The sequence below is a fragment of the Sphingorhabdus sp. genome (genome assembly GCF_046154385.1).
Lineage (GTDB): Bacteria > Pseudomonadota > Alphaproteobacteria > Sphingomonadales > Sphingomonadaceae > Sphingorhabdus_B.
Genome location: NZ_JBJXFW010000045.1, coordinates 198,331 through 221,129, shown reverse-complemented (window position 1 = coordinate 221,129; position 22,799 = coordinate 198,331). Strand labels below are relative to the sequence as shown.

At 54.9% G+C, this 22,799-nt stretch carries 22 protein-coding genes; 8 read left to right on the top strand and 14 right to left on the bottom strand.

Annotation, left to right across the window (positions count from 1 at the left end; translation table 11 throughout):
- The 9 genes from ACKVOS_RS09550 to ACKVOS_RS09510 form a co-directional block, all read right to left on the bottom strand.
- The gene (locus ACKVOS_RS09550) at nucleotides 1-1,266 is read right to left on the bottom strand and encodes an acyl-CoA dehydrogenase family protein (protein ID WP_409211775.1); all 1,266 of its coding nucleotides are present in this window, start codon (nucleotides 1,264-1,266) and stop codon (nucleotides 1-3) included.
- Nucleotides 1,267-1,409: 143 nt separating this feature from the next.
- Complete coding sequence (locus ACKVOS_RS09545) at nucleotides 1,410-2,738, bottom strand: phosphotransferase family protein (protein WP_409211774.1); 1,329 nt, start codon at nucleotides 2,736-2,738, stop codon at nucleotides 1,410-1,412.
- Complete coding sequence (locus ACKVOS_RS09540) at nucleotides 2,735-3,130, bottom strand: ribose-phosphate pyrophosphokinase (RefSeq protein ID WP_409211773.1); 396 nt, start codon at nucleotides 3,128-3,130, stop codon at nucleotides 2,735-2,737. The genes ACKVOS_RS09545 and ACKVOS_RS09540 overlap by 4 nt, the downstream gene beginning before the upstream one ends.
- An 8-nt stretch (nucleotides 3,131-3,138) precedes the next feature.
- Nucleotides 3,139-4,080, bottom strand: coding sequence for an NAD(P)H-dependent flavin oxidoreductase (locus tag ACKVOS_RS09535; protein WP_409211772.1), 942 nt, complete (start codon nucleotides 4,078-4,080; stop codon nucleotides 3,139-3,141).
- A 38-nt stretch (nucleotides 4,081-4,118) separates the two neighbouring features.
- Nucleotides 4,119-4,763 carry a TetR/AcrR family transcriptional regulator gene (locus ACKVOS_RS09530; RefSeq protein ID WP_409211771.1) on the bottom strand — a complete coding sequence of 215 codons (645 nt, stop codon included), beginning with the start codon at nucleotides 4,761-4,763 and terminating at the stop codon, nucleotides 4,119-4,121.
- 56 nt (nucleotides 4,764-4,819) lie between these two features.
- Entirely contained in the window at nucleotides 4,820-5,938 is a 1,119-nt protein-coding gene (dinB, locus tag ACKVOS_RS09525) for a DNA polymerase IV (RefSeq protein WP_409211789.1), read from the bottom strand.
- 483 nt (nucleotides 5,939-6,421) lie between these two features.
- Nucleotides 6,422-8,104 (bottom strand): long-chain-fatty-acid--CoA ligase, encoded by a 1,683-nt coding sequence (locus ACKVOS_RS09520; RefSeq protein ID WP_409211770.1) that lies wholly within the window; start codon nucleotides 8,102-8,104, stop codon nucleotides 6,422-6,424.
- Nucleotides 8,105-8,121: 17 nt separating this feature from the next.
- Nucleotides 8,122-9,231, bottom strand: coding sequence for an MBL fold metallo-hydrolase (locus tag ACKVOS_RS09515; protein ID WP_409211769.1), 1,110 nt, complete (start codon nucleotides 9,229-9,231; stop codon nucleotides 8,122-8,124).
- Between the two features lie 475 nt (nucleotides 9,232-9,706).
- Nucleotides 9,707-10,408 carry a DUF1013 domain-containing protein gene (locus ACKVOS_RS09510; RefSeq protein ID WP_409211768.1) on the bottom strand — a complete coding sequence of 234 codons (702 nt, stop codon included), beginning with the start codon at nucleotides 10,406-10,408 and terminating at the stop codon, nucleotides 9,707-9,709.
- 161 nt (nucleotides 10,409-10,569) lie between these two features.
- On the opposite strand from ACKVOS_RS09510, the gene ACKVOS_RS09505 reads away from it, so the two are divergent.
- Nucleotides 10,570-11,529: an alpha/beta fold hydrolase gene (locus ACKVOS_RS09505; RefSeq protein WP_409211767.1), complete on the top strand. Its 960-nt coding sequence runs from the start codon at nucleotides 10,570-10,572 to the stop codon at nucleotides 11,527-11,529.
- Here the strand turns inward: ACKVOS_RS09505 and ACKVOS_RS09500 are convergent.
- Complete coding sequence (locus ACKVOS_RS09500) at nucleotides 11,526-12,524, bottom strand: NAD(P)H-quinone oxidoreductase (RefSeq protein WP_409211766.1); 999 nt, start codon at nucleotides 12,522-12,524, stop codon at nucleotides 11,526-11,528. The genes ACKVOS_RS09505 and ACKVOS_RS09500 overlap by 4 nt on opposite strands.
- A gap of 74 nt (nucleotides 12,525-12,598) precedes the next feature.
- Between ACKVOS_RS09500 and ACKVOS_RS09495 the strand changes: the two genes are divergently transcribed.
- Together ACKVOS_RS09495 and clpA are read left to right on the top strand one after the other, a co-directional pair.
- On the top strand, nucleotides 12,599-12,796 hold the full coding sequence (locus tag ACKVOS_RS09495) for a DUF1192 domain-containing protein (RefSeq protein ID WP_409211765.1): 198 nt from the start codon (nucleotides 12,599-12,601) through the stop codon (nucleotides 12,794-12,796).
- A gap of 128 nt (nucleotides 12,797-12,924) precedes the next feature.
- The gene (gene clpA / locus ACKVOS_RS09490; RefSeq protein WP_409211764.1) at nucleotides 12,925-15,267 is read left to right on the top strand and encodes an ATP-dependent Clp protease ATP-binding subunit ClpA; all 2,343 of its coding nucleotides are present in this window, start codon (nucleotides 12,925-12,927) and stop codon (nucleotides 15,265-15,267) included.
- A gap of 47 nt (nucleotides 15,268-15,314) precedes the next feature.
- On the opposite strand, the gene ACKVOS_RS09485 is transcribed toward clpA, so the two are convergent.
- Together ACKVOS_RS09485 and recF are read right to left on the bottom strand one after the other, a co-directional pair.
- A complete protein-coding gene (locus ACKVOS_RS09485; RefSeq protein ID WP_409211763.1) occupies nucleotides 15,315-15,941 on the bottom strand; it encodes a transposase in 627 nt (208 codons plus the stop codon).
- A 129-nt stretch (nucleotides 15,942-16,070) separates the two neighbouring features.
- Nucleotides 16,071-17,132: a DNA replication/repair protein RecF gene (recF, locus tag ACKVOS_RS09480; RefSeq protein WP_409211762.1), complete on the bottom strand. Its 1,062-nt coding sequence runs from the start codon at nucleotides 17,130-17,132 to the stop codon at nucleotides 16,071-16,073.
- Between the two features lie 393 nt (nucleotides 17,133-17,525).
- Between recF and ACKVOS_RS09475 the strand changes: the two genes are divergently transcribed.
- On the top strand, nucleotides 17,526-17,702 hold the full coding sequence (locus tag ACKVOS_RS09475) for a PspC domain-containing protein (protein ID WP_409211761.1): 177 nt from the start codon (nucleotides 17,526-17,528) through the stop codon (nucleotides 17,700-17,702).
- 82 nt (nucleotides 17,703-17,784) lie between these two features.
- Complete coding sequence (locus ACKVOS_RS09470) at nucleotides 17,785-18,105, top strand: PilZ domain-containing protein (protein ID WP_409211760.1); 321 nt, start codon at nucleotides 17,785-17,787, stop codon at nucleotides 18,103-18,105.
- A 26-nt stretch (nucleotides 18,106-18,131) separates the two neighbouring features.
- On the opposite strand, the gene ACKVOS_RS09465 is transcribed toward ACKVOS_RS09470, so the two are convergent.
- On the bottom strand, nucleotides 18,132-19,271 hold the full coding sequence (locus ACKVOS_RS09465; protein WP_409211759.1) for a beta-ketoacyl-ACP synthase III: 1,140 nt from the start codon (nucleotides 19,269-19,271) through the stop codon (nucleotides 18,132-18,134).
- A 115-nt stretch (nucleotides 19,272-19,386) separates the two neighbouring features.
- On the opposite strand from ACKVOS_RS09465, the gene ACKVOS_RS09460 reads away from it, so the two are divergent.
- The 3 genes from ACKVOS_RS09460 (at nucleotide 19,387) to ACKVOS_RS09450 (ending at nucleotide 21,485) form a co-directional block, all read left to right on the top strand.
- On the top strand, nucleotides 19,387-19,992 hold the full coding sequence (locus tag ACKVOS_RS09460) for a lysophospholipid acyltransferase family protein (protein WP_409211758.1): 606 nt from the start codon (nucleotides 19,387-19,389) through the stop codon (nucleotides 19,990-19,992).
- On the top strand, nucleotides 19,989-20,804 hold the full coding sequence (locus tag ACKVOS_RS09455) for a DUF1295 domain-containing protein (protein ID WP_409211757.1): 816 nt from the start codon (nucleotides 19,989-19,991) through the stop codon (nucleotides 20,802-20,804). The genes ACKVOS_RS09460 and ACKVOS_RS09455 overlap by 4 nt, the downstream gene beginning before the upstream one ends.
- A 114-nt stretch (nucleotides 20,805-20,918) precedes the next feature.
- Entirely contained in the window at nucleotides 20,919-21,485 is a 567-nt protein-coding gene (locus tag ACKVOS_RS09450; RefSeq protein ID WP_409211756.1) for a hypothetical protein, read from the top strand.
- A gap of 31 nt (nucleotides 21,486-21,516) precedes the next feature.
- Here the strand turns inward: ACKVOS_RS09450 and ACKVOS_RS09445 are convergent, their stop codons facing one another.
- The gene (locus tag ACKVOS_RS09445) at nucleotides 21,517-22,734 is read right to left on the bottom strand and encodes a cytochrome P450 (protein ID WP_409211755.1); all 1,218 of its coding nucleotides are present in this window, start codon (nucleotides 22,732-22,734) and stop codon (nucleotides 21,517-21,519) included.
- Nucleotides 22,735-22,799: the final 65 nt, after the last annotated feature.

Below are 22,799 nucleotides of genomic sequence, written 5' to 3'. Positions count from 1 at the left end.
CTAACCCATAAACCCGAACATATGCCCGGCAACCTTACGCATCTGTATCTCCTCAGCGCCTTCGGTAATGCGATAGCGCCGATGGTGGCGGTAAATATGCTCAAATGGTTTGTGCCGCGAATACCCAAGACCACCATGAACCTGCATAGCGAAATCGGCGGCATTGCATACCAGACGGTTGGCCTTGTAATTGCACATGCTGACCTTGTCTGACAGTCGAACGGCTACTTCCGGTTTGGACATGGTGTCCATCTCTGCAGCGGTTTTATAAATTAGTAATCGCAGCATTTCCGCATCGGTTTGCAACTCGACCAAAGGAAACTGGATGCCTTGGTTTACCGCAAGCGGCTTGCCAAATGGCTTGCGCTCCCGCGCATATTGCACCGCCTCGTCGATACAATATTGCGCCGCGCCGAGTGAAGACGCGGCTTGACGGATGCGATTTTCGTGAACGAAATGCTGCGCGACGGCGAGGCCATTGTCCAATTCCCCCAATATTGCACTTTCGGGGACCCAAACGTCTTTATATCTCACCTTAGGGTGATCGGTTGGCATATTGAACGTCCATAGATATTCGCCGATTTCAAACCCCGCAGCATCTGTAGGTACAACAAAGCAGGTAATCCCTTTTGCTTTCCCATTCTCTCCACTCGTCCGCGCGAATGTCATGACATGCGACGTGTAGGGCAAGCCTGTCGTCCACATCTTGTTGCCATTTATACGATATCCGGCCACGCCATCTCGTACTTCCGGCACCGCCCGCGTATCCATATGGGTTGCATCGCTGCCATGATGCTCTTCGGTTAAACCGAAACTCCATCCCATTTTGCCTTCGAGCATAAGCGGGATAAAATCGCGCTTTTGTTGTTCGGTTCCAAAATCCCGAAGCATCAACACCTGAACCAGATTGCCGACAATACTGCTCTCGTTTTGAAGGTCATTGTGCAATCCAAGCCCCTTGTGCGCCAGATGATGCCGGATGACTGCCATCGCCAAATTGCTGCCTTCTTGACCTCCATATTCTTTCGGAATGGCATAGCGATAATGGCCTGCCCGGTCGGCAACCTGCCGCATTTCGGCCAATAACGCCCACCAATCGGGACGCGGAAGACCGCCATTGTCCCAATCGGTCCGGGCATGTTCACGGCGATGATCGAAAAAGCGGATATTGTCGTCGCGGCTTTCAATCGGCTTGATTTCGCGTTCGATAAATTCATCGAGAATGGTGAGATAGTCAGTGATTTCCTTTGGAATCGCGAATAACATTTACTCTCTCCCGTGCCGCGAAAACTGCAGAAAATGAGGCAGATTTTCAGCCCCCCGCCGATTTCGCAATCCCATAGATCCCAAATGGTAGTGGACGAATTGACAGGGCGTGCCATGCTTTTCAAGAAGATTTAATTGCACAATTAAATCCAAAGCTCGATTGCCTTGGCGAGAGCCGAATATTTCGGCTGGTCAACCCGCAATTTCTGCATCGATTGTTGCTTTAACTGGGCAAGCAAACCAGGTGTCGCCAATGACTTTCGCCCAGCGAGCAGGTCGTCGGACAGGGTTTTGTCATATAATGTGGTCTGATGCTCAGATTCCCGCTTCAACATACCCAATGCATTTAGCGCGACCGAGGCCATGAACCGGTCTCTGCTCTGCGCCTTTGGCTTGACCTCGTTTTCAATCCAACCTGTGATCGCTTCCAGCATTTCAAACACGGATGGTTCACCGGTGCGTCGGACTGCGGTGGTGGAAGGGATCGTGACAGTGCTACGCTCTGCTGCGGGCGCGTCGAGTTCCAGAAGCAGCAACAGATCCACTTCGGTTTCCGAAGCGCGTCTGCCAATCACCGCGCGCTCCAATCCGGAGTCTAGTCCACTGCGCCAGATATCCGCCATCTGAAGGCAGCACATCCCCCACCACAAAGTCGCATAGACCAGCCACCAGCGAAACCGTTCAGGATCAACGGTAACACCGCTGGCGGCTTCATATTCTGCCCAAAAAACCTCTATCTGGCCGAGACCGAAAGCCGGGCGATCAATTTGGCCAAAACGCCAGCTGTTAATGCAGCCAAATGCCAAATCCTGATGCCGGTCACCCAAATGCGCGAGTTCCCAATCAAGTACCGCCGCAAGACCGTGTGTATCCACCATGATGTTGCCCATTCGGAAATCACCATGCAACAGCACCGGGTCGACATCCACCGGACATTGATCCTCAAGCCAGCGCAAAGCGAGCGCCATGACAGGCCGGTCACCGCCAAAGCCAAAAAACCGCGCCTTGAGTTCTGCCAACAGGCTTTGCCCGCTTGTCGCTGGCAACTCTGGCAAAATGTCCCGCGCCACATTGTGGATCAATGCCAGTTCGCGGGCAAGATCAGCAAGCAATTGCGGGGGTGGATCTTTGAGGATCGTGGCGGGATTAACCTCGGCATCGACGCGCCGCATCAGATAGCCAGCACCCAAATCATCGCACGATTCAATCTCTGCCACTATTTCAGGTGCTTTCACTCCGGCGGCAAAGGCAGCACGCACCAAGGCGGCTTCGACATCATGGCCATAGGCACGCCCCGCCGTCAAGTCAGCCGATGGTGAACGGCGCAGGACATAGCCTTGGCCGGCATAATCAAAAGACCAGCTTTCCATATTGGCACCGCCGGACAGACGCCTGAGATCGTCTATCGAACCGTCTCCTCCCAGATTGCGCCTCACAAATTGCAGCAGTGTTGCAGCGAAAACCTCGGTCATCCGTTGCGTCCCTTCCAGAAAGCGAAGACCTTACTTTGCAACTCGGCGATGTGCGCCTGCGCCTCCGATCCGGTCCATTGGCCTTGATAATCGGTCCGGCCGGTCCACCAACCTTGCCCCGGCAGTCCATCGCCTTCGCGGACCACCAGCACCGCCAGCGCAGGTGCGCCTTCTTGCGCTGTTAGCATGTCGATCCGGTCGAGCGTCTTGCAAACTGCGCGCATTTTAGGGCGGGTGAAGCGGAAGCCGAGGGTCAACAGAAGCTCGGAGTAGCTGATCGCGCGACCTTCTTGTGCGCAGTTTTCGAGAATTTTCTTGATCCGAGCGACGTCGTGTAGCGCCGACAGGTCGGCCGCGGGATCGCTTAGAAAATCTTCAAGTACTGCGTCCAATATTCGTCCTATAAATAGGCTTTTGCCATCTGCCCCATGATGTCGTGAAAATCGGCAATCACTTCGTCTATAATCTGTTTGGCGGGCTTGACCTCGTCAATGCGCCCGGCCACCTGACCTGAGAGTGCAATGGCAGCCTCCATATCACCGCCGAAATAAAGATCGAGAACTCCGCGCATTTCGCCCATGATGTTATCGCTCGGTTCCAGGTCGAGCTTCGTCGTCCGCTCCGTCCGCAGCGCACGTAATGCAGGTCCCGGGCCGTGCCGGTTCAGGAACAGCGTATCGGTTTCCTTGGCGGTTATGATGGCGTCTTTCCAATTCTGGTGCACTGGCGATTCCGCTGCGCTGACCATACGCGTTCCCATTTGCACGCCCTCGGCACCAAGGGCAAAAGCGGCTGCCATTGTACGGCCGCATAATATGCCGCCTGCCGCAATGATGGGCACTTCGACTTTGCTGCGGATGAGCGGCAACAGCACCATAAGCGCCACATCTTTGGGATTCTTGAACCCGCCGCCTTCGCCACCCTCGACCACCAGACCATCGACTCCAGCATCAATCGCTTTCAAAGCGCCGGCTAAAGTCGGAACAACATGGAACACGGTCAGACCAGCCGCTTTCAACGGGCCGCAATATTTGTTGGGGTCCCCCGCTGAAGTCGTCACAAATTTCACACCCTGATCGACCACGAAATTCACTATTCCGGGATCGCGGACAAAGGCTTGGGCGATGTTGACACCAAAAGGCTTATCGGTCAGCTCCCGCATCTTGACGATTTCGGCGCGCACTTCTTCGAGTTGGCCTGACGATGTTTCGATTATTCCCAATCCACCGGCGTTTGACACCGCAGATGCCAATTGAGCCCGGGCGATCCAGCCCATCGGAGCCTGAACAACAGGATATTCCACACCTAATAACCGGGTGATGCGGTTGTTAATTTTAGTCATGGCCGCTCTACCGCCGGTTTTTAAAAATATGAAGTATTTCAGGATACTATTTTAATGTGCTGTTCTCTTTTTGACTCGGCTGAAGCTTGCGCGCCTAATCCGTTGAACATCGTATCGACGATTTGGGCCAATTTTTCGACCTTTAATTTGGTCGTTCCTATATAGATGATGGACTCAGGATTGGTGTAGCATTGGGCCATCTGATTGACGAGCGACACGGTTTCGTCAATCGACAGACCCTGAAAATAGCCTTGCTCCATCGCCTCGGCAACGATCAGCGATAGATAATGATCACCAAGATCGACATAGCCGCGCACGACTTCGAAATGTTGCTGACCGATTTCGAGATAGCTTTTCAGCAGGTCTGGCTCAGCTTCGTACTTCTGGACCATCACCAAAAACCGCCGCGCAAAAAACTGGTACATTTTTTCGCGGACAGGAAGATCGGATTCGGTCACTTCGACCATGATCTTGCTCTTGTCTTCAAAGAACCGCTCCGCCACCGCCTCCAGCAATGCCTCTTTGCTGTCGAAAAAGCGGTAGAGGTTAGACGGCGACATTCCTGCTGCTGCGGCAAGATCGGTCATCGAAATATCGACCGCGCCGCGTTGCCGGACCAGATCATCAACGACGTTCAGCAATTCGGCTTTTCCAGCCTCGATATCGGTTTGGGGGCGGGCCATGGGGGGGTTCCTGTATTATATGAGCACAACAGTTTTTTGATATATGGCGAATATCTTCAATCTTCAATGCCGTCGAACGCAAATCGGCCCTGCCCTGTCGCATCTTCTGCATCACCGGCATCACCGACCAGCCCGGACAGTGTCAATCCGAGCAACCGGACGCCCATTTCTGCCGGCAATATCTGGTCCAGCAACGCATGGCCCAATTGCGCAAATTCCGCGCGGTCGGCTAATATATGCGGCACAGTGCGCGACCGGGTGATGGTGCGGAAATCCGAATAGCGGGCCTTCAACACCAATGTCTTGCCCCTAGCCTGATAGCGTTCGATCCGGTCCCACACGATATCGATAATCTCGTCCAACGCCTCGCGCAGCTCATCCTCGCTGCGCTTGTCGTCAAAATAGGTCAGCTCTCCGCCCAAGGATTTGCGGACGCTGTTGGCGTTGACCGGCCGGTCATCAATCCCCCGCGCCGCCTTGAACAAATGGCTGCCCCAACTTCCGAAATGATGCGCCAGCCATGCGGCGTCCTTTTGCGCGAGGTCGGCGCCGGTATGCACGCCAAGCTTTGCCATCTTCTCCGCCGTGCGCGGCCCCACGCCATGAAAGCGCCGTACCGGCAGGCCGGCCACAAATTCCGCACCCTGCTCAGGTAAAATAACGCACAATCCATCGGGTTTGTTCTGGTCACTCGCAAGCTTGGCGATAAACTTGTTATAACTGACCCCCGCGCTCGCCGTCAGGCCAGTCTCGGCGCGGATGGCAGCACGGATCGCCTTGGCAATCTTGACTGCCGAGCCGATGCCCTGCTTGTCCTGCGTCACATCCAGATAGGCCTCATCCAGCGACAAAGGCTGGATAAGATCGGTGTGCCGCGCAAAAATGTCCCGGATTTGCCGCGATACCATGCGATAAGCTTCAAAGCGGGGCTTTACAAAAATCAGGTCAGGACATTGCCGCTGCGCCGTAACCGAGGGCATGGCCGAACGCACACCAAAGGCCCGCGCCTCATAACTCGCCGCCGCCACCACGCCCCGTTTGGACGACCCGCCGACCGCAACGGGTTTACCGCGCAATTCCGGATTATCCCGCTGCTCCACGCTCGCAAAAAAGGCATCCATATCGACATGGATGATCTTGCGGACAGGTTGCGGGGCGTCGGGGTTGGACACCAGCGTGGATTATGGGGAAGTTTTGGGGATTGCTATGGAAAATCGTCTGCGGGATTTTTTGGCCGAAGATATTTAGCTAGAAGGAAGAAGGGCTAAGAGGAAGAAGGCGTGGGTTTTGGCCTTAACGGATGCAATTGAATTGCAACCAATTTCCTACAATCACCGTCACCATTCTTGCCAACGCCATGACGTTTTCCCAACACCGTCACCCTGAACTTGTTTCAGGGTCTATCGTGAAGCAACGACCATCTGGTATAGAACAAAGCAACCGTTCGGAGTTGTTTGGCTTCGCAAAGATTTGGTGGACAAAATCTGAAAAATGGACCCTGAAACGAAGTCACCGGAGGTGAAACAAGTTCAGGGTGACGAATTAGGATGGTTCAGGGTAACAAATTAGGAGAGGTAACGCCGCAAATATCGAGCGGCGCCGAACGCCCACACCAACGCCTTCTTCCTTCTAGCCCTTCTTCCTTCTAGCTAAAAAACCTAACACCCAATCTCCGCCCGCAAGGCCTTCCGGTCCAGCTTCCCAATCATCGTCTTGGGCAAAGCGTCGCGCACCACAACGGCCTGCACCCGCTCATGCTTGCCCAATTGCGGGTTCAGCCATGTCATCAGCGCCGCGCCATCTTCCGTGGCACCGTCTTGCAATGTTACGAATGCGCGCGGCATTTCGCCGTGATAGGCGTCGGGCACGCCGATCACGAGCGCCTCTTTTACCGCTGGATGTTTGTAGAGCACATCTTCGACCTGGCTGGGGAAAACCTTGAACCCGCCGACCGCGATCATGTCTTTCAGGCGGTCGACAATATGGATGAAGCCATCCTCATCGATTGTCGCCACATCGCCGGTGCGCAGATATTTGCCGACAAACACTTCGGCATCGGCATCGGGCCGTTTCCAATAGCCGCACATGACCTGTGGCCCTGCAAAGACCAACTCGCCCGGCTCGCCCGGTGGTGCGGGCTTGGTCGGGTCTTCCTTGTCGAGCAACTTCACATCGGTGCCCGGAATAGGCTGTCCGATGCTGCCAAGCTTATTCAGCCCCTCATAGGGGTTACAGGAGACCACGCCGGAGCTTTCGGTCAGGCCATAGCCTTCGATTACGACGGCACCGCTGCGCTCTTCAAAGCGGGCTTTCAACTCGGCAGCCAAAGGTGCCCCGCCGGAAATGCAGGCACGCAGGCTGGTAAAATTGGTTTTTGCGATATCGGGACAGTCAAGCAGGGCCTGATACATGGTCGGCACACCGGGCAGCGATGTCACATGGGTCCGGTTCACCGCCGCCAGCGCCGCTTTCGCTTCGAAGCGTGGCAACATCACGATTTCGCCGCCATTGAAAATGGTCCGGTTCAAAACAGTCGCGTTCGCAAAAACATGAAAGAATGGCAGTACGCCCAATATGCGGTCTTCTGCGGGATTGTCCGGCATGTTGATTCGGCTATGCGGGTCCAGCATGTTGATCTGCCGCGCATTGGCGGTGATATTCTGGTGGCTCAACATCGCGCCCTTGGGCACGCCGGTCGTACCGCCTGTATATTGCAACTGGGCAATGTCCTTTTCAGGATCGCAGGGCTGAACCGCATAATCCCCGCCATTTGCAGTCAGGTCTGCATAGGATGTGATGCGATCGTCGGCCGGAATAGCTGCGATATCCTTGCGCTTGAACAGGCGATAGGCCCAGCTTTTGGCGCGTGGCAAGGCTTCGGCCACGCTGCCCACGACCAGTTCCTTCAAACTGCTGTTGTCCAACACCTTGATCGCGGTTGGCAAAAGCGCCGCAGCCGACACCGTGAACAGGATCGACGTACCGCTGTCGGCCACCTGATGCGCCAATTCATCCACCGAATAGAGCGGGGAAAAATTGACCACCGTCGCCCCTGCGGCAAGCGCGCCATAATAAGCAGCGATATAATGCGGCACATTGGGCAGGAACAGACCGATATGGTCGCCCTTCCCTATCCCTTTGTCCTGCAGGCCTTTGGCCACGCGCCGGACGTTTTCGGCCATTTCGGCATAGCTGTATTTGCGGCCCATGAAATCGGCCAAAGCCGCCTTGCCCATGCGTTCGGCCGACTGGAAAAACATATCGTGCATGGCCAGCGGCGCAAAATGCTGGTCCCATTTTGACGGGTGGAGATAATGCGTTTGCCAGATGCTGTTTGTCATATTCCCACGATGCGATATTATTGTGAACTATACCAGCCCACGCCGTCGCGGACCTCCAAAGTCGCACGCCCCGCGCGTTCGAGATACCGTAAATGCGCCATCGCTTCGCCGGCGGCGAGGCTGAAGATACTGTCATCGATCGGCCGTCCAAACAGCAGGCCGAATGTATCGACGGCGCGCATTTCGGTGGTCCGAAGCGCCGCTTCCAACCGGTCAAGCTGTTCATGATGCCCCGCTGCCAATCGGTCCAGACGGGTGTGGATTCCTTTGAACGGAAAGCCGTGCGCAGGCAGAACGAGCATATCCTCGGGCAAGGCAGCCCTGAACTTTGCAATCGACGCCAGCCATTCGGCCAACGGATCGGCATCCGGTTCGCTGTCCATGATCGACACATTCGAAGTGATGCGCGGCAAAATCTGGTCGCCTGCGATGATCACCCCATTGCGGTGATCAACCATACAGGCATGTTCCGGCGTATGGCCACCGCCGGTCAAGATCTGCCAGTCACGATTGCCAACCCGCACGACAGCGCCGTCGTCGAGCCTGTGATGCCCACTTGGCAAGCGCGATACGGCACGGGCAAAATTGCCCCAACCGCCCTTTCGCATTTTATCGAGGCGCTCGTCATCATAGCCGTATAATTTCCGGCGGCGCAGAATGTCTTCGGGGGGATGTTCCAGCTGTTCGTTCACCAGCAATCGCGTCAATAACCATTCGGTGCGGTTCATCCAGACCGGAACCTTGAACTTGTTGGCCAACCAGCCGGCGCAACCCACATGGTCGGGGTGAAAATGGGTCACAAAGATCCGCGTAAGTTGCCGCTGCGACAACGCCCCTGCAAACATCGATTTCCAGTAATCGACCACATCGGGAAGGAACAGGCCGGTATCGGCAATCGCATAACCATTGCCCTGCGGCGCATCATCATCGAGCAACCACAGATTGATATGCGACAAATTCCCCGGAACCGGCATCCGCGTCCATCCAAGGTCGGGCGCTAACTGATAGATTTCGCCATATCCCGGCGCATGATCGCCCAACGGATAGGTCAGGCCTTTCAGCTCTTTGGCTTCAAATCCATGGTCGACAAGCGACATATCATATGCGGGCGGTGCTTTAGGGGCCATCCCACCGTCGTGCCTTAACTGCGCGGTTAAAGCAATGCTGACGTTAGGGAAGGTTATAGAGCGAAAGTAAATGCACTGCAATTAAGCGCCCGTCACCCTGAACTTGTTTCAGGGTCCATTTGCAAGCCCTCACCCCACCTGTAGTGACAAGCCATGCTGCGACGCACGGTTGCTTTTAGCTTATACCGACGGAGCCGCTGCACGATAGACCCTGAAACAAGTTCAGGGTGACGGGTGTGGGATTATCGAATTCCGAACACCCCCTCTCCCGTTGGGAGAGGATATGGAGCCTTAGCCAACAGGCCTAGGCGCAGTTGGTGAAGGGCTTCGACGGTGAGAACCTATGCGTCGAATGTTGGGGACAGTCCCTAAAGGGACAGTCCCCGTAGATTCACCCTCGGGGACTGTCCCTTCAGGGACTGTCCCCTTGCCTTGCCCGCCGAACCTTGAGGCCCGGGCGGAGGAAGGAGAAAGTTTACTCGCCCGTTTTTTTGAACAGCGTGTAGGCCGTCAGCTCGGGTTTCGCCACGTCTGGGTCTTCGCCGTTCAGGGCGGCTTCGGCCTTGCGGGCGGCTTCGGTACGTTCGGCGCGGAGCTCTTCGATCAATGCTTCGCGATCGGTTCCAAGGCGCGCATCGTCGATGGCGGTGTTATCAATGCCAGCCTTTTTCGCGGCGCGTGTGACGATAGCGTCTAGTTCGCGCTGCGATGTCAGGCCCAGAGTCACCGGATCCTTGGGCTGAATTTCCGCAATGTTCCAGTGGCTCCGCTCACGGATGGCGGCAATGGTGTTACGGGTCGTGCCGATCAGCTTGCATATCGCGCCATCGGAAATTTCAGGATGGTTCCGCAGCAACCATGCGATGCCGTCCGGCTTGTCCTGACGCTTTGACACCGGGGTATAGCGCGGTCCTTTGGTGCGGCGGACCTGGTCAGGCCCTTTCGACATTTTCAGGACATAATCTTCGTCCGCCTGACCTTTTTCGATTTCGTCCATCGAAAGTTCACCGGCGTGCACAGGGTCGCGGCCGGTATATTTGGAGCCGGTCATATCGTCCGCCATAGCCTGCACTTCGAGGATGTGAATTCCGCAAAACTCGGCAATTTGCGAGAAACTGAGCGCGGTGTTATCGACCAGCCAGGCGGCGGTCGCGTGCTGCATCAAAGGGGTGGCCATTTTTATTGCTCCAATAATAAGGGCCGCACCTTGCGGCGCGGCCTGAATATGTTGTCCGGGACTTTAGGCCAAGTTGCCGCAATCGGCAAGCCGCAATCCGCGATGACACTTGCGCCGGAAACAACTCGGGTGCATTCATTCTGAAAAAGCGGGAGAAACTTATGAAACGGCTGTTGAAATATTTGGGAATAATGATCCTGATTGCATTTACGGGCCTGTTTCTTTGGGGATATGCACCCGACACCGATGCAAAGGCGATGAAAGCAAAATATGGCAATGGCGCATCACAATTTGTAGACCTCCAGCCAGGCCTGAAGGTCCATTATCGCGATGAGGGCGTGCGCGACGGCCGGACGATCATGCTGATCCACGGGTCCAATGCCTCCCTGCACACTTGGGAAACTTGGGTGAAGATTTTAGGCGCAGATTATCGTGTCATCAGCCTGGATCTTCCGGGGCACGGTTTAACCGGCAAACATCCGGGCGGCGTGTATGATTATCCTGTCTTTGTTGATGTTGTTGACCGGTTGATGACGCGACTGAAGGTCAAATCCGCGGTTATAGGTGGCAATTCGATGGGCGGCGGGACAGCATGGATGTTCGCCCTTGCCCATCCGGATAAAACCGACGCGGTGCTGTTGATCGATGCGGCGGGGGCGCCGCAATGGCAGGCGCGTAAAATCCCCATCGGGTTCCGGCTGGCGCGGATGCCGGTGGTCAAGGAACTGACCCGCTTTATTGCTCCACGGAGCATGTTTGAATCGAGCATCAAGACGTCGATGTCAGTGCAATCCAAAATCGATGATGCGCTGGTCGACCGTTATTGGGAACTGAACCGGTTCCCCGGCAATCGCGAGGCAACGATGAAGCGCTTTGCCCTGCCGCATAATAACCGGCAGGCGTCGAAAGAGGGACTGGCGGCGATCATGGTCCCGGTGATGATCATGTGGGGTGAAGAGGACAATCTCATACCCGTAGAATCTGCCAAATGGTTCGCTGATGCCTTACCGGGCGCCAAGCTTGTCATCTATCCCAAGGTCGGCCACATTCCGATGGAAGAAGTGCCGGAACAAAGCGCCAATGACGTGAAGGTCTGGTTGGACAGTCTAACCGCAGGCTAAATTTCCAGAACGATCTTGCCCACATGCTCCCCTGATTCCATGTGCGCGTGGGCAGCGGCGGCGTCCGACAGCGGGAAAACCCGGTCCATTTCCGGACGCAACCGCCCATCGGTGACCATTGGCCAGGCATGAACCTGGATTTCCTGTGCGAGCAGCGCCTTGAACTGCGCCGAACGCGGTCGCAATGTTGATCCGGTCAGCGTCAGGCGGCGCATCATGACCTGTGCCATGTTGATTTCGGCGACCATCCCGCCCTGCACCGCAATGGTCACATGACGGCCATCGTCGCGCAAGCATTGCAAATTGCGCGCGACATAGCTGCCGGCGACCATGTCCAGCACGATATGCGCGCCCTGCCCACCGGTAAGTCTTTTGACCTCTTCGACGAAGTCCAGGGCGCTATAATTGATCGCGTGATCCGCCCCCAGGGCAAGGGCCGCGCTGCATTTTTCATCGGAACCGCATGTTACAATAACGTGCAGCCCGAACAATTTGCCAAGCTTGATCGCCATACTGCCAATGCCACTGGTCCCGCCATGAACCAGGATTGTTTCACCTTCGCATACATAGGCGCGCTCGAACACATTATGCCACACGGTAAACAGGGTTTCGGGCAAAGCTGCCGCTTCTGCCATACCGAGCGATGCCGGCACCGGCAAGCATTGGTCGAGCCGTGCAACGCAATATTCGGCGTAACCGCCCCCCGAAACCAGCGCGCAATACATCGCCCCTATCTCGTTCCGATCCACAGCATTGCCGACGGCGACAACAGTTCCGGATACTTCGAGGCCGGGCAAGTCGCTCGCGCCGGGCGGCGGCGGGTATAGCCCCTTTCGCTGGATAACATCGGGCCGGTTGACGCCCGCATAAGCAACCTTCAGCAAAACTTCACCCGGTCCCGGAACCGGAACCGGACGCTGGCAAGGCACAAGGACTTCAGGGCCACCGGGCGCCGAAATCTCGATTGCCGTCATCATCTGTGGCAAATCTGCCATTCCGTCCCCCATTACACCCCTGAAGCCACCGGAACTTATTGACAGCAACCACAGTCCAGTCAACACTACTCGACATGGAAAGCGACGAGAATTTACCACTCCGCCGTGACGATCCGCTGGCACTATTGGTCAGGCAGGACCTTGACCCTTTGTCGGTCGACGAATTGGCGGCCCGGATAGGCATATTAAAATCGGAAATCGTGCGTTGTGAAGGAAAAATTGCTTTTGCAACCCGCCACCGCAGTGCCGCTGATGCCTTGTTTCGGAAATGAAAAACCGAAATCAGTCTATGAATTTTTCACGCTTTTGCCGTTATCTTGAATAAGCCGGTTGAAAGCGCAAAAGGCCAAACCGATATAATGAACGTAAGTTCGGCGACCCACGATTAAGGAAACAATATATGCCATCATTTGCGGAATCGCTGGAAGCAACGCTTCACAACGCGCTCAAGCACGCCGGTGACCGCGCACATGAATATGCCACGCTGGAGCATCTTCTGCTTGCGCTGATCGAAGATAGCGATGCCGCCAAGGTGATGCAGGCGTGCGGCGTCGATCTGGGCGAATTGTCCGACGTCGTAATGACCTATCTCGACACCGAGCTGGAAAGCTTGCGTGTTGAAGGCAAGGTTGACCCGTCACCCACAAGCGGGTTTCAGCGCGTCGTCCAGCGGGCTATATTGCATGTGCAAAGCTCCGGCAAAGACGTTGTAACCGGCGCAAATGTTCTTGTTGCGTTATTTTCCGAACGCGAAAGTTACGCGGTGTATTTCCTGCAGCAGCAGGATATGAGCCGGCTCGACGCGGTTTCATACATCAGCCACGGCATCGGCAAAGACGGCAAACTCGCCGAACCGCGCCAAATTCAGGGCAGCGAGCAAAAAAGCGAAGAACCCGAAGACACCAAATCCAAAAAGGAAAAGAAGGAAGGCGCGCTCGATCAATTCACCGTCAACCTGAATGAAAAAGCCAAGCAGGGCCGAATCGATCCGCTCATCGGACGAAGCGCAGAGGTTGACCGCACCGTCCAGATCCTGTGCCGCCGGTCAAAGAACAACCCGCTTTATGTGGGTGAACCCGGAGTCGGCAAAACCGCAATTGCAGAGGGCCTCGCCCGCCGGATTGTTGAAAATCAAGTTCCCGAAGTGCTGTTGCCAGCGGTGATATATTCGCTTGATATGGGCGCGTTATTGGCGGGTACACGCTATCGCGGTGACTTTGAGGAACGATTGAAAGCCGTTGTTTCCGAACTGGAAAAGCTACCTGATGCGATTTTGTTCATCGACGAAATCCACACCGTTATCGGCGCTGGCGCGACGAGCGGCGGCGCGATGGATGCTTCAAACCTTTTGAAACCGGCGTTATCCGGCGGCAGCATTCGGTGCATTGGTTCGACCACCTACAAGGAATTCCGCAATCATTTCGAAAAGGATCGTGCGTTGCTGCGCCGGTTCCAGAAAATCGATGTGAATGAGCCGACGATCGAAGATACGATCAAAATTCTCGCCGGTTTACGCAGCGCGTTTGAAGAACATCACAAGGTGAAATATACGCCCGACGCGTTAAAGGCCGCAGTTGAACTTTCGGCACGCTATATCAATGACCGCAAATTACCGGATAAGGCCATCGACGTCATCGACGAAGTTGGCGCGATGCAAATGCTTGTCGCTCCATCGAAACGTCGCAAGTTGATCACCGCGCGCGAAATCGAAGCCGTCATCGCAACCATTGCCCGCATCCCGCCGAAAAACGTCTCAACCGACGACAAAACCGCTTTGGGCACGCTCGAAGCGGATCTGAAGCGGGTCGTGTTCGGGCAGGACAAAGCCATCGAAGTTTTGGCAAGCGCGATCAAATTGTCGCGTGCAGGTTTGCGCGATGGCGACAAGCCGATTGGCAATTATCTGTTTTCCGGTCCGACCGGCGTCGGCAAAACCGAAGTCGCAAGGCAACTTGCCTCTATCATGGGTATTCCACTCAAGCGGTTTGACATGAGCGAATATATGGAGCGCCATTCCGTATCCCGCCTTATCGGCGCCCCCCCGGGCTATGTCGGTTTCGATCAGGGCGGCCTGCTGACCGACGCGGTCGACCAGAACCCGCATTGTGTGTTGTTGCTCGATGAAATTGAAAAGGCACATCCTGACCTGTTCAACATATTGTTGCAGGTGATGGATAATGGCCGTTTGACCGATCATCACGGCAAGACCGTCGATTTCCGCAATGTCATTTTGATTATGACAACCAATGCCGGGGCCAGCGATATGGCAAAGGAAGGCATCGGTTTCGGCAACAATATCAGCAAGGAAGATGCAGGGGACGAGGCGGTCAAGAAGCTGTTTGCACCTGAATTCCGTAACCGTCTGGATGCTCAGGTGCCGTTCTCTTATCTGCCAACCGAAGTTGTCGCGCGCGTTGTCGACAAGTTTATCTTGCAACTCGAACTGCAACTGGCCGACCAGAATGTCCATATCAAGCTGGACGACGCAGCCCGCGCCTGGTTGACCGAACGTGGCTATGACAAGCTGTATGGCGCCCGCCCAATGGGCCGTTTGATTCAGGAAAAAATCAAGCAGCCGCTTGCCGAGGAATTGTTATTCGGCAAGTTGATTCATGGCGGCGAAGTTGCTGTGCACATGAAAGATGGCGAACCCGTCTTCGAAGTAACCCCGGCACCGCCGAAAGCTGCGAAAACAAAAGCTCCGAAAAAGCCCGCGAAAGAAAAGCAAAGCAAAACAGATTAGCGCGAACGTCGGGGACAGTCCCTAAAGGGACAGTCCCCAAGGTTACGTTATACGGGGACTGTCCCCTTGGGGACTGTCCCCAACGGTCGCAGGTCGCGCAAATTGCCTACTGCCTGTCCGGATCGCAGCGCCGATTCAACCGCGTCACTGGCATCAAGTCCGTCCGCGAGCATTGCCCGCCAATTCGATACATATTGCCGCAGTTCACGCCAGTCCGTCAGCCCATCATCCAGGCAATCAATATGCGCACGAGCGCTTAACCAGCGCCATTCTTCTGCGGTCGCCACAATTCCGGCTTTAACCGGGTTGCATTCGATATAGCGGACTGCGAACATCATGTGCCGATCATCCATCGGGTAACTTGCAAAGCGGCCCTGAAAAAGATGACCGCTGGAACCTTGCCTGAAATTGACCCGTTGTGCGTATTTTGTGTGAACGCTCGACAATGGTGCACGCAGTCCGTCAAGGCGGTCTGGAACGAGCATCAAGTGGACATGGTTGTCCATCAAACACCATGCAAGGCAGCGGGTACCCGAACGTTTCAGCGCATCTGCCAATATCCGGATATAGTCCCTCCTGTCACTATCTGAGGAAAACAAGGCCTGCTGCCGATTGCCACGCTGTGTGACGTGATGTGCTACTCCGGGTATTACAATGCGGGGAGCGCGTGGCATAACAGAATGTTAAACTTAAGTTATATGCTATTCAAGAGTTAATGTAGTGAGGTCGCGGTTGGGGACAGTCCCCGTCGAACTGCACCGGGGACTGTCCCTTTAGGAACTGTCCCCAACCTCGTTTCAGCTTCAACCCACTCCCGGAACCGCCACCAAATGCGCCGCAGGGCCGATTGTGTCGAACAACGCGGCTTCGGTACCGGTCATCCACACCTGTGCGCCTGTCTCACCCAATCGTGCAAACAATGCCGCGCGGCGGTCGGGGTCGAGATGGGCGGCTACTTCGTCGAGTAATAATATCGGTGGCGCGCCACGCTGCGCGGATACCAGGGCCGCGTGGGCGAGGATGAGCGAGAGCATCAATGCCTTCTGCTCGCCGGTTGAACACCGGTCGGCCGCCTGCCCGTTCGCCCGGTTATGCACCACAAGATCTGCGCGATGCGGACCGGTCAAAGTCCGCCCTGCCCCTGCATCCTTGCGCCGTGATGATCGCCAGATTTCCCGCAATTCCTGGGCATTTGTTGGCCCTTCCATGGCCAAAACAATATCGGGAACGGGAAAAGGGTCTTTGGGAAGAATAGCCAGTTGTACATCAAGCGCGGCCAACATCCGTGCGCGCGCTTCAACAATGAAGTTGCCGCTTTCGGCCATCTGCGTTTCAATTGCATCAAGCCAAAAGGGATCCGGGGCGGCATGTGTTGCCAAAATCCGGTTGCGTTGTTGCACCGCCTTTTCATACCGGCTGGCATGTCGCGCATGGCCGGGTTCAAGCGCCAGCACCAGCCGGTCGAGAAACCGCCTGCGCGCACCTGCACCATCGACGAAAAGCCGATCCATCGACGGCGTAAGCCAGATCGCCGATAGCCATTCGGCCAGATTGTTGATGCTGGCATTCGCGCCATTTATGCGGACCTTGCGTCGATCCAGCTGAGCGGCTTCAACACCGGTTCCGATGATGGTTCCGTCCAGTTCCGCCGAAATTGTGAAGCCGCTATTGCTGATACTGTTTGCCATTTCCGATAAAGCGGCACGGCGTAATCCGCGACCGGGTACAAGCAGCGATACGGCCTCCAGAATATTTGTCTTTCCAGCCCCGTTTGCGCCATGCAAAGCGATAAACTGCGCCTGTGGCCGCAATGTTAACAGCGTATGATTTCTAAAATTGGTCAAGGTCAACACAGATAGGGCCATTGCCCGCATCTGCTATAGAATGATCAGCTATCGTCAAACGGATATTTCACGGAACCCATCTGCTAAATATTGGGAAAAATCACCAATATATGAAATGTTACAACACTTAAAAATCATTTAGATACATATTATCATATTGATATTTATCAATTAAATCAAACTGGCACGCCCCCTGCTATATATCTTGCATCGCCGAAATGGTTCGGCATTTTGAAAGGAATATAGAAATGACAATATCTTCACGCACCCAGATCGCATCTGTTTTTGCCGCCGTAGTTTGCGCTTTCATCACCATCGGTACGAGCGTTGCCCCTGCCATTGCCCCGATCGCAAGCATTGTTGCCTGATCTTTTCAGCCACAAAAACAATTTTTGAAATTAGGGAGTTATAAAAATGACACGCTTGGTTCTTGATAAAGCCAACAAGAAAATCCTTGGTGTTTGTGCAGGTTTGGCCAACTGGTCAGGCATCGACCCGTTGATTGTCCGGTTAATCTTTGCGGTTGCCACCCTGATTGGATTTGGATCGCCAATTCTGATATACATCTTGCTGGCAATGATTTTAGACTAAATTAACGAATTGGTTTGAATAAATTTCCTTGCCTGTTGCCGTATAAAAAGGAAACATAAGTTGGTCGCACAGGAGCCACCAGTTGGTCGAAGGCAGATATCACGTTAATTCGCGGTTGTTCCCCCGCGGAGAGGTCAGCATTCCCGGAGAGATCCGGGAACGTGGTGGCGGTAAACAAAAGATATCTGTAATCGACCTTTCGCAATCCGGTTTCAAAATGCACTGTATGTTTTTGATCCCGGAAGACCGTATGGTTTTCCTTACCATGCAAGGGCTAGAACCAATGGAAGCCCGCATAGCTTGGCATCGGCACGACTTTTACGGATGCGAATTCAAACGCCCCTTGTATCAGGCCGTGTTTGAACATGTGATACGCACTTACCCGATGCTGAGGAAAGCCTGAGCACAATTGCGCCGGTTTGACGTGCGTCAGGCGACCTTTCGCACAAAAACGCAACCCGCCGAATATCCGGCACCAAAAGAACATATGAGACCGATATCGCCTGCGTTCAGATCTTCATTGTGCGTGTGGAATGCAATGATGGAGCCAGCGCTTGACGTATTTGCATAGGTGTCGAGCACGGTCGGGCTATCATCCTCATTCGCCTCACGACCCAACACCTTGTGCGAAATCAGCCGGTTCATACCCGCGTTCGCCTGATGCAGCCAAAGACGCCGCAAGTCGGCACCGGTTAACCCCAGGCTGTCGGCGTGTTCAATGATCATCTGGCCCACCATTGGCACCACTTCTTTGAAAACCTTGCGTCCTTCCTGAACGAAAAGCTTGTCATTGTGCGGTCCGCTTTGGTCGACTGGGCCGTTGCCGTGGGCACGGTTGAGGAAGCCGAAATTGTTGCGGATGTTATTCGAAAACTGGGTTTTCAGCCGGGTTCCAAGAATTTCCCAGTGGGTCGAGGGCGCCATATCTTTTGCCTCGACCAATATTGCTGTGGCGACATCGCCAAAGATAAAATGGCTATCCCGGTCGCGCCAGTTCAAATGCCCGGAGGTTATTTCCGGATTGACCACCAGAACCGACCTCGCATTCCCGCTACGGATATAATCCGCCGCTGTCTGGATACCAAAGGTGGCCGACGAACATGCCACATTCATGTCGAACCCGAAACCGCGCTCCATGCCCAATTCATGCTGGATTTCGACGGCCATCGCCGGATATCCCCGTTGCATATTCGATGCGGCGCATAAAACAGCGTCCACATCGGCGATATCGCGCCCCGCTTTGGCCAATGCATCGCGACATGCGGCAACGCCGATTTCAGCCATCAGCGAAATTTCATCATTGGGTCGCTCGCGGTAGCGCGGTTCCATGATGTCGGGGTCAAGAATAGCGGCTTTGTCGATAACATGGCGCGATTTGATGCCGCTTGCCTTTTCAACAAATTCGACCGAGCTGTGCGTTAGCGGTTCGGCATCGGGGTTCGCGGCATTGTAACGGTCCGCATACGCGTTGTAACTGGCGACCAACTCCTCATTGCTGATGCTGTCGGTCGGGGTAAACAGGCCGGTAGAGGAAATTACCGGTATTGCAGTCTGCGCGTTTTGCGACATTATTTTTCCTGTATTCAATTGAATTGCGTCCCAATGCCTAGCGCCTGCGTATCTATGAAACAAGCCGTTTGCATGGACTGGCAACATCGCTAAACACAGGGCGGGGAGGACGTGAATGTCATTTGAAGTACGCAAGCCGAGCTGGTTTTCACGACTTTTTCGAAGAGCCTTGGTCGGCATTTACCGACAGCAAGGCTGGCGCGCGCATGGCGAAGTGCCGGAACCCCGGAAATTCGTGCTTATCGCTGCCCCGCATACATCGAACTGGGATTTTGTCTATTTTCTGGGTCTGACCGAAGAACTCGGGATCATGCCCCATTTTATGGCCAAAAAATCGCTATTCCGGTGGCCGTGGAAAAACTTCATGCTCGATATGGGCGGCGTTCCGGTCGATCGGTCGTCCAATAAAAATTATGTCCAGCAAATGGTGGATGAATTTGCCCGGCGGCCGGAATTCATGCTTACAATCGCGCCAGAAGGTACGCGAGGGAATGTAAAGGCATGGAAGACCGGATTTTATCACATCGCAATGGGCGCAGGCGTACCTTTGGTGGTTGGGATGATGGACTATTCGTCAAGATCCGGCGGATTGGGCCCTGCTGTCTGGCCAACCGGCGATTATAAAGCGGATATGACAAAGGTTGCCGAAATCTACGCAAAAGTGACGCCACGCCATCCCGCGAGAGGCATGACCGCAATTTTCGCTTCGGAGGACGAATGATGGACATAATATCGATACTCGCAATTAACGCAGCATCCCTGATCATCGTCATTCTGCTTTTGTGGGCTTATTCCGTCCGTATTCGCGATGTTTCCTTCATCGATGCGTTCTGGGCATTTGGTATGGTGTTGCTGGCATGGGCCACCTGGGCGCAATCGACTATGCCAGGTGCGCGATCCCATTTGCTACTGGCGTTGACAACATTGTGGGGACTGCGCTTGACCTTGCATCTCTGGATACGGTGGCGCGCGCATGGCGAGGACCCCCGTTATACCAAAATCATGGCCAGCCGCATGAAGAAAACGGGCTGGAGCTGGTCGAAGACATCCCTGCATTCGGTGTTTCTCACACAAGCGCCGCTGCTGTTCATAACGTGCCTGCCTGCACAACTCGGCATCTGGGCGAGCGAGGGAGGCCGCACCGTCATCGGGCCTTTGGGCGCCCTAGGCGCGGCTATCGCGCTGATCGGCATTGCTTTTGAAACCATAGGCGACGCACAATTGGACTCCTTTCGGAAAGATCCGGCCAACAAGGGCAAGGTGCTCGACACCGGCCTGTGGCGCTATACCCGCCACCCCAATTATTTCGGCGATGCCTGCACCTGGTGGGGCATTTGGCTGATTGCTGCCGAAACCGGACTGCCCGGTTGGATCAGCATTATCGGCCCCTTATTCCTGACCTTCACGCTCACCAAATGGTCGGGCAAGCCGTTGCTGGAATATGGCATGAAGAAAACACGGCCGGGCTATGCGGAATATGTGGCCCGTACATCCGGCTTCTTCCCGCTGCCGCCGAAGAAGGGCGAAATCTAATTTTTGAATACCTGTCCGATATGGAGTTTGTTCCGATAGAACAGGGAAAATTTGTATATATAGTATTACTATAAATTTAAAAACGGGTCGCGCTCTACCTTTGAGGAGTGCGTCATGAAAACATCCACTTTAGTATTTCTATCATCCTGTAGCCTGTTATTGAACGCATGCGGAAACCGGTATTTTTCTCCACGCAGTGTCAATCCGTTGATCGAGGACCGAGTAAGAATGGGTCCGTCATCGGCGGACAAAATGTCGGTTTTAACTTCACGTGCAGATCGCAGGACAATCTTGATCTTTGGGCCGGGCAAGGTTTGCGCTGAACCTTCTCCCGATGTGGCTGAAGCGATCTCCAGTCAAGCGATTGCAACGCTCGAAGCTAAAGATGTCAAATTGTCGGCAGGACAATCGCTGCAAACGGCGATCTTGCAGTTAACCAGAAGGTCTCAAGGTCTTGAATTTCTAAGATCAACATCATTTGTTTACTGCATGATGCATTATAACGGCGCGATCGAAAGATCGGAATATCTCGCCCTAATGAACAGAGCATTTGAACAAAGCGTTGCATTAACACTTTCCGAAATCAAAAACCTGCCCTCTATTGCCAATTCCGCTGCCCAGATTTCGAATCCATTAAATTTCCAAGCCAAGGTGGTCGAACCAGCTGAGAGTAAACCTTAGTTTCACATAAGGTATGGGGTGCAATAGCCTCCTACTTCACCAGCCAGATCTCACCATAGCCGTTAAACGCGGGCGCGATCTTGTGCTTCACTTCCCGCTCTGGCGCAAAGGCGAGGTCCGGGAAGCGTTCGAACAGCATCGGTAGCGCAATCTTCGCCTGTGCCTTGCCCAGCCCGGCGCCAAGGCAATAATGCGCGCCGCCGCCAAAGGCGAAATGCTGAATATTAGGCCGCTCAATGTCGAACTTCAGCGGGTCGGGATTGACCTCCGGATCGAAATGCACGCCGAACAGCGACATGTGGATCGTGTCGCCCTGCTTCACCTGCTTGTCCGCAACCTGCATATCCTGATGCGCGCTGCGCAGCACTTGAGTGACCGGCGGTTCGACACGCAGGATTTCGTCCATCGCATTGTCGTGCAGGTCGGGGCGCGTACGGAATTTGGCGAGCTGTTCAGGGTTCTTCAGCAATTGCACCACCCCTGCCCCCAACATATCGGTCGTAGTCGAATTGCCCGCGATCAGCAGCAAGCGGATCAGCAACACGATGTCCTGCGTGGTCAGCGTATCGCCCGCCTCCTCGGCCTGCGCCAGGCGGGTGATGAGGTCATCGCTCGGGTTGGTCCGCCGCAGGTCCACCTCGCGCGCCAGATAATCGGCGAGCACCGTCGTCGATTCCTCATACAACGCGGTCTGCTCCGGCGTGCGGAAAGGATTGAGCGCCTGCATACAGCCAAGCGACCAACGCCGGAAATCCTTGCGGTCCGCCGCATTTATCCCCAGCAATTCCGCCATCACCGTGGTCGGCAGGGGCGACCCGAAAAGCTGCACAAAATCAAACTCGCCGTCCGCAGCGGCAATGTCGTCAAGCAGGTCACGCGCAATCTGCTCGATCCGGGGCAGCAGCGCATCGACCGACCGCTTGTTAAACGCCTGCAACACCAACGTCCGCTGCCGCTTATGCTCAGGGTCATCGAGCATCAGGATCGACAGTTCCTTGCTGTTATTCCCGTACAGCGTCTTGGAAAAACTGCCGTCATTGGCCTTGCGCGGGTCGGCATTTAGTTCACGATTCTTGATAAGCTCCGACACTTCCGCGCCGCGCGTCAGGAAATAACGGCCCAATTGCTGGTCATGATGCACAGGATCCGCCGCGCGCAGCCGGTCGAGCGGCACCCACGGTGTCTCGCGATAGGTCGGATCCAGTGCCGAAAGCTGGTAGCCGGTAGGAAGCGGATTATCGTCGGACATGGGGGACTTTCGGTTATCGGGTTTCGCCCCGACTATCCCAGATGTTTTTTCGCGGCAAGCGATGT

Excerpts from the sequence above, each read along its gene's own strand:
- ACKVOS_RS09455 (WP_409211757.1), top strand. The coding sequence starts at position 19,989 with ATGATGGACATAATATCGATACTCGCAATTAACGCAGCATCCCTGATC.
- ACKVOS_RS09515 (WP_409211769.1), bottom strand. The coding sequence starts at position 9,231 with ATGGCCCCTAAAGCACCGCCCGCATATGATATGTCGCTTGTCGACCAT.
- ACKVOS_RS09505 (WP_409211767.1), top strand. The coding sequence starts at position 10,570 with ATGAAACGGCTGTTGAAATATTTGGGAATAATGATCCTGATTGCATTT.
- ACKVOS_RS09530 (WP_409211771.1), bottom strand. The coding sequence starts at position 4,763 with ATGGCCCGCCCCCAAACCGATATCGAGGCTGGAAAAGCCGAATTGCTG.
- ACKVOS_RS09460 (WP_409211758.1), top strand. The coding sequence starts at position 19,387 with ATGTCATTTGAAGTACGCAAGCCGAGCTGGTTTTCACGACTTTTTCGA.
- ACKVOS_RS09495 (WP_409211765.1), top strand. The coding sequence starts at position 12,599 with ATGGAAAGCGACGAGAATTTACCACTCCGCCGTGACGATCCGCTGGCA.
- ACKVOS_RS09535 (WP_409211772.1), bottom strand. The coding sequence starts at position 4,080 with ATGACTAAAATTAACAACCGCATCACCCGGTTATTAGGTGTGGAATAT.
- recF (WP_409211762.1), bottom strand. The coding sequence starts at position 17,132 with ATGGCCCTATCTGTGTTGACCTTGACCAATTTTAGAAATCATACGCTG.
- ACKVOS_RS09485 (WP_409211763.1), bottom strand. The coding sequence starts at position 15,941 with ATGCCACGCGCTCCCCGCATTGTAATACCCGGAGTAGCACATCACGTC.
- ACKVOS_RS09545 (WP_409211774.1), bottom strand. The coding sequence starts at position 2,738 with ATGACCGAGGTTTTCGCTGCAACACTGCTGCAATTTGTGAGGCGCAAT.
- ACKVOS_RS09510 (WP_409211768.1), bottom strand. The coding sequence starts at position 10,408 with ATGGCCACCCCTTTGATGCAGCACGCGACCGCCGCCTGGCTGGTCGAT.
- ACKVOS_RS09450 (WP_409211756.1), top strand. The coding sequence starts at position 20,919 with ATGAAAACATCCACTTTAGTATTTCTATCATCCTGTAGCCTGTTATTG.
- ACKVOS_RS09500 (WP_409211766.1), bottom strand. The coding sequence starts at position 12,524 with ATGGCAGATTTGCCACAGATGATGACGGCAATCGAGATTTCGGCGCCC.
- ACKVOS_RS09550 (WP_409211775.1), bottom strand. The coding sequence starts at position 1,266 with ATGTTATTCGCGATTCCAAAGGAAATCACTGACTATCTCACCATTCTC.
- ACKVOS_RS09520 (WP_409211770.1), bottom strand. The coding sequence starts at position 8,104 with ATGACAAACAGCATCTGGCAAACGCATTATCTCCACCCGTCAAAATGG.
- ACKVOS_RS09475 (WP_409211761.1), top strand. The coding sequence starts at position 17,526 with ATGACACGCTTGGTTCTTGATAAAGCCAACAAGAAAATCCTTGGTGTT.
- ACKVOS_RS09445 (WP_409211755.1), bottom strand. The coding sequence starts at position 22,734 with ATGTCCGACGATAATCCGCTTCCTACCGGCTACCAGCTTTCGGCACTG.
- ACKVOS_RS09465 (WP_409211759.1), bottom strand. The coding sequence starts at position 19,271 with ATGTCGCAAAACGCGCAGACTGCAATACCGGTAATTTCCTCTACCGGC.
- clpA (WP_409211764.1), top strand. The coding sequence starts at position 12,925 with ATGCCATCATTTGCGGAATCGCTGGAAGCAACGCTTCACAACGCGCTC.